This is a genomic window from Virgibacillus sp. LDC-1, assembly GCF_030137545.1.
Lineage (GTDB): Bacteria > Bacillota > Bacilli > Bacillales > Amphibacillaceae > LDC-1.
This window is the reverse complement of sequence record NZ_JARUVL010000032.1, coordinates 1-5,300: the sequence shown is the minus strand read 5'-3', so window position 1 is coordinate 5,300 and position 5,300 is coordinate 1. Positions and strand designations below refer to the sequence as shown.

The window sequence follows — 5,300 nt, the reverse complement described above, 5'->3', positions numbered from 1 at the left end:
TAACCCATTTTTCTACGGTACTGTTAGAAGGAATGCCATACTTTTTAGCGATTGTCGAATAACCTCCTTCTCCTGCTAAATAAGCTTGTACCACCGCTAGCTTAAAAGCCAAGTCATACTTTGCCGTACTAAAACACCCCTAGAGTTAGATTTTTTGGTCTAACTCTAGGGGTTCACATCAGGGAGAAATACTACCCCAACCTTTTTTTGTTTGGAATTAGTTGTTAAACTTTTTAATAGTTTAATATTGCTGGTTTTTCACATATAAACATTACCCTTTTAAAACATTTGTGGGACTGTGAGAAAACCGTTTTTAGTAACCTTTTAGAATTTTCCTAACTAAAATCCTCTTAATGTCACGAATATTACCAACATCTCGAATGTTTGTATTTTTAACTTGTTCAATAGTTTGGGTAGATAAATTCAAATTTAAAGATTCTTCTTCAGCTTTTTTAACTTTTTCTACAAAGTTATCTACAAAATAATTAACAAATTCTTTCTTTTCACTATCTGATAAAGGGCAAAATTCAAACACTAAATCTAAACGTGATTGTAATTCCGCTGGGATTTTTTTATAAAACTGAGTTTTGTCTAAATTTGATGTAAAAATAATAATATAACCATCAAGGTTATATTCTCTTGATAACGAATCCGTAAATACTCCAGCTTCAAGTAATTCGAGGAAAAAGTGAAAGATTTGCTTATTTGCCTTCTCAAATTCATCGCATAATATTACTCCAGCTTTACTCTTTAATATTTTTTTACTTAGCTCTCCCTCTTCTGATCCTCTGTAGCCTCTCGGACTACCTATAAGGCTATTTAACGCATCTTGACTACTATAATTTCCAAAGTTAATTTTAATTAATGGTGTGTCAGGATTTAATTGATTTTTTAGTAAAGTAGCGAATTCTGATTTTCCCAATCCTGTATCTCCTAAAAGAAAAATAGAGAAGACTTTATTCTCCTTAATACGGTTTAAAAAAATAAAGTTACTGATAGCACTCGACAATTGATCTTTAAACTTTTTATGTCCAAAGAGATTATTTGAAATTTCTTCCATCGTTCTTTCAACTTCATCTTTTGTTAAATCAACAATTTTCACCGTTTTATCTTCCAAGACTTCTACTTCTTCTCTCTCAATCGTAATTAATTCGTAAATAGGTTGGACTTCATCAAATACAAATCTGAAAACTTCTAAAGCCCCTTTAACTTGATCAGTATAAATAATAGCCTTTAAGTTAGGATTTTCAATCAATATTTTTTCTGCATAATAATTAAGGCTTGGATTGTCTTTTATTGCGAGAACCAAAGATGTTATATCAACAAATATCTCTTTTTGATCTTTAATATTTTTCTTGAAATCTTTTATAAAAGCATCATTAATTTGACTAAAACTAACCAGAGGGATGTCCTTTTCATTTAAGTATTTTATTACCCTATCTAATTCATTAGAGCTTTTGTATGAATACAAATGATCTCTTTTAAACGGTTCAGTCTTTACTGCTAATTCATTAGGTTCTTGTTCTTGTACATTTTTAATAGGATATAAGGGCACTTTATCTTTAAAATATAGACGGAACATTTCTAAAGCTTGTTCAGCCAAAGATTGTACGATTATAAACTGTGTGTCTTCATTTGCAGGTCTAAAATTATTCATAGCAGGAACTATATCTGCAGTATTTACTAATAGATATTCTACTAAATTTGAAATGTCTATAATGGTTTCTGGAATTTTTTCAAGTAACTCCTTTGTTTCTTGAAAAATAAATGGGCTTATAATATACCCATCATCTTCTTTTTGTTTATAAAACTTTTCAAATTCATCCCTATTTTGATAGGTATGTAAAGTAAATCTCTCCATAAATTAATTACCCCTTTTTTTGAACCAACTTAATATTTTTTTATACCAAGGGATTTTTTGTAGTTGTTCATCTACCTCTTCATTAAAATTAACATTTTGTATGATAGCAATAACATCAATAAAAACAAATGTCCCATTTTTATTACTTCGACTAGGTTGAACAGGTTCATCCTGATATGCACTTGAAATTACTTTTTCTTCTTGTCCATCATCTTTCTTCGACTGTTGTTTAAGTCCTATATCATATAAATAGTTGAATGTATTTGTATTAATCTTTTGTTCTTCAACAATCCCTTTATAAACTCCAATTATAGAGACTCTTCCTATAGTGATATCATCAACATTATAATTACTTTCAAATTCATTTTCTAATTCCATGGGTATTTTAATTACAATCATTTCCGAACAATTTGGCATTTTCCCATATAGTAAGTATGAATAGTCTTTTAGCATTGAAGTTATTAAATTATTTACATCAACACCTTCTACCCGAAAATCTTTAAGTGCATCGCTCCTGAATATTTTCAATTCCCTTAAATTTTGTTCATTCAGTATTTGTAAATTAACATTGTCAACCTTTACCAAATCCCCCTCAGAACACACACTAAAGTCCTCTACTAACTTGCTTCTTTTATCAATCTGTTTTAGTAATATTGACTTTGTTGTTTTTACATCGAGAGATTCTACCATTTTTGAGGAGTTTGTCTTTTTTTCAGTTAACTGAGATCCCATATAACTTTTAATTGTTGCTAAATTATCCAATGCAGCTGAAATGGAAGCGTTTGCCGAAACAGCGTTCTCGGAGGATGAACTGTTTTCCCTTTGAATAGATGACAGTATGACATTATTTATCATCATAGATATTTCGTATACTTTCGAAAAATTTATATAATAAATATTAAAAACTTTTTTTATTTCTGATGACATTTGCTCATCCTCCTACGTTATTAGAAAAAGTGCAATAGCACATAAATAAATATAAGATATTTGTATGTTAAGCATTACTAATTCAATTATACCAATAATCTATTTTTGTACCATTTGACTACACACTAAAGATATAGTCTTTCTAAAATACAAATGTGAAACATTTGAGAGTCTTATCCGAAAAGGGACACTCAAAGTATATTGTTATACAAACGTCCCTTTTGAGTATAATATTTGAACTTTGAAATTAATACAAGCATATGTTCATAGGTTAACTAGAAATTTTCACCTTATCATTTACTTGTAAGTAACGGATATACCTCTCATTATCGGGAGATATGACAGAGACTTTGAAGTTTCCAACAAATCTATATCTATTTTAATCTGTTTCTTATAAGTGAAATTACACTCCGTAACCACTTGTTGGTTATTAAATGTTATCTTTCATGGTATATTGATAAAATATAGGAGGAAATTCGAATGCAAATGACAATTGTTGAAAGGTGTAAAAGAAAAGAGATTTTAGATTACCTAGAGCCAGAGGCACATTCATATAATTATTGGCTCTCGATATTACTTCGAGATCATAAAGAATTCGTTGAAGAGCTTTTTAGTGGAATATCTAATAATTCCTTTGATAGAATAATGCATTTTTTTGCAACTAGATTTAATAATCAAGAATTGGAAAATAGAGCGGTTGCTAAAGCAATTTATGCGAAGTTAGGATGGAATTCAGACTATTATGATGTTATTAATTCATTTTATACAACTTTTGTTGGTAGTTTAGTAGCATATTCAGAAAGTGAAAACGCAATATCGTTTAAAGAAATCCATGAGGCACTTAAAAATCACAGTACATTAAAAAAATAATTCAAAATTGGAAATGCAGCTTATATAGCTTTGGTGAGAAAACTAATCTTAAAATTGCAATGTGCGGAGAGTTAAAAGATATAGGTAAGGAAAAGTATGCTAAAAAGGTTTTAGAAGAAGGGAATCTTCAACGTATTATTTTACAAAAATATATTTTTGATAGTTCAAATAATAAAGATATGAGCGAAAAAATTCTGGAATTCTCTTCTTTATCCCATTGTTTAGCTAACTTTATGCCTTGTCCAGAACCTCCTTTTAATCAATTAAAAGGTTGTTTGAATGATGTAAAAGATTATTTTCCGTTAATGATAGATAAAATACAAGAATGGTCAGAAGATAGTATGATTAAAATTAAAATTCCAGAAGTAGAAATTTGGAAAGACGGAAAAAAAGAAATAATAACAGAAATTGATAAGTCGCAGATAATTAGCTGGAAGGAGTGGTTTTCAGATGAAGAAAATCGCACGTCCTTCTTTCTTGAAGATTATTATGATATAGACTATGAAAAGGGAAGAAAGAGACTAAAAGGGAAACCATTGTTCAAAAACCAAAAATTATCTCATGCAATTCCCCAAAAAAAAGAAGAGGTAGAAGAGTGTATTAGCAATATTATAACTATTACGAAGAGAAGAGCAGATTCGATGGCAAAAAGAATAATTTGTAGAATAAAGAATTAGATACATATGGAGATATTATGTTTAATTTACATTTAATTCCGCTAATCTGAAGCCAACAACATTATTTATGTTTCAGATAATGATATTAATCGGGAGTGTAAACTGAACTGTGTAAGTAGGAGAGCGTACGGCTCTTGCTTCGCAGTTCAGTTTTTTTATTGTAAGATAAAAATATAGCGATTGGGAGGTTGTTCTATTGACCAAGTCAAAGCGAGATCAGAAATCAGCTGAATTAGCGAAACAGATTCTAGAAAACTACCAACCAGAGACCGTAGAAGATATGCAAGACGCACTTAAAGATATATTCGGACCGATGTTTGAAACGATGTTAAAAGGTGAAATGAATCATCATTTAGGTTATGAATCGAACGATAAAGAAAAAAAGAAACAGACAATAGACGGAATGGGTCTGGTAAGAAAACTATCAAAACGAGCACAGGTGCATTGGATATCAATGTCCCACGAGACCGTGATGCTTCGTTTAATCCAGAGTTGATTCCCAAACGGAAAACAGATGTTTCTGCCATTGAGAATAAGGTCATCTCCATGTATGTTCGGGGTATGTCGCAACGGGACATCTCTGCCACTATTGAAGATATTTATGGCTTTTCAGTATCTCATGATATGGTGTCTAATATCACAGATCAAGTTCTTCCAGAACTATAAGAGTGGCAGACAAGACCGTTAAGTAACTGTTATGCGTTTGTTTTTGTCGACTGTATGTACACAACCATTCGCAATGAGTATGAAACAAGAAAATATGCTGTTTATACTATCTTGGAATAAACCATGGAAGGCCATAAAGAGATTCTTGGTTTATGGCTCAACGAAACGGAAAGTAAGCATAAATGGATGCAAATTTTCGATGAAATAAAGGCAAGAGGTGTTGAAGATATTTTCTTTATATCTATGGACGGTGTCAGTGGTCTAGAAGAAGGTGCACATGCCATTTTTCCCGATGTCAT

General features: G+C 30.8%; 5 protein-coding genes and 1 pseudogene. 3 read left to right on the top strand and 3 right to left on the bottom strand.

The window, feature by feature from the left end; all coding sequences use genetic code 11:
- The 3 genes from QBK89_RS15145 to QBK89_RS14950 form a co-directional block, all read right to left on the bottom strand.
- Nucleotides 1-94 (bottom strand): helix-turn-helix domain-containing protein (locus QBK89_RS15145; RefSeq protein WP_481937843.1); only part of this gene is annotated, 94 nt, incomplete at its 3' end.
- Between the two features lie 219 nt (nt 95-313).
- Nucleotides 314-1,861, bottom strand: a complete 1,548-nt coding sequence (locus QBK89_RS14955; protein WP_284141814.1) for an AAA family ATPase — start codon at nt 1,859-1,861, stop codon at nt 314-316.
- 3 nt (nt 1,862-1,864) lie between these two features.
- On the bottom strand, nt 1,865-2,788 hold the full coding sequence (locus tag QBK89_RS14950) for a hypothetical protein (protein WP_284141813.1): 924 nt from the start codon (nt 2,786-2,788) through the stop codon (nt 1,865-1,867).
- A gap of 480 nt (nt 2,789-3,268) precedes the next feature.
- Here QBK89_RS14950 and QBK89_RS14945 point away from each other — a divergent pair, with 480 nt between their 5' ends.
- From QBK89_RS14945 to QBK89_RS14935, 3 genes and pseudogenes are all read left to right on the top strand, one after another.
- Nucleotides 3,269-3,658 (top strand): hypothetical protein, encoded by a 390-nt coding sequence (locus tag QBK89_RS14945; protein WP_284141812.1) that lies wholly within the window; start codon nt 3,269-3,271, stop codon nt 3,656-3,658.
- 59 nt (nt 3,659-3,717) lie between these two features.
- Nucleotides 3,718-4,335, top strand: coding sequence for a hypothetical protein (locus QBK89_RS14940; RefSeq protein ID WP_284141811.1), 618 nt, complete (start codon nt 3,718-3,720; stop codon nt 4,333-4,335).
- Nucleotides 4,336-4,531: 196 nt separating this feature from the next.
- Nucleotides 4,532-5,300 (top strand): annotated as a pseudogene (locus QBK89_RS14935) (IS256 family transposase); the annotation flags it as partial.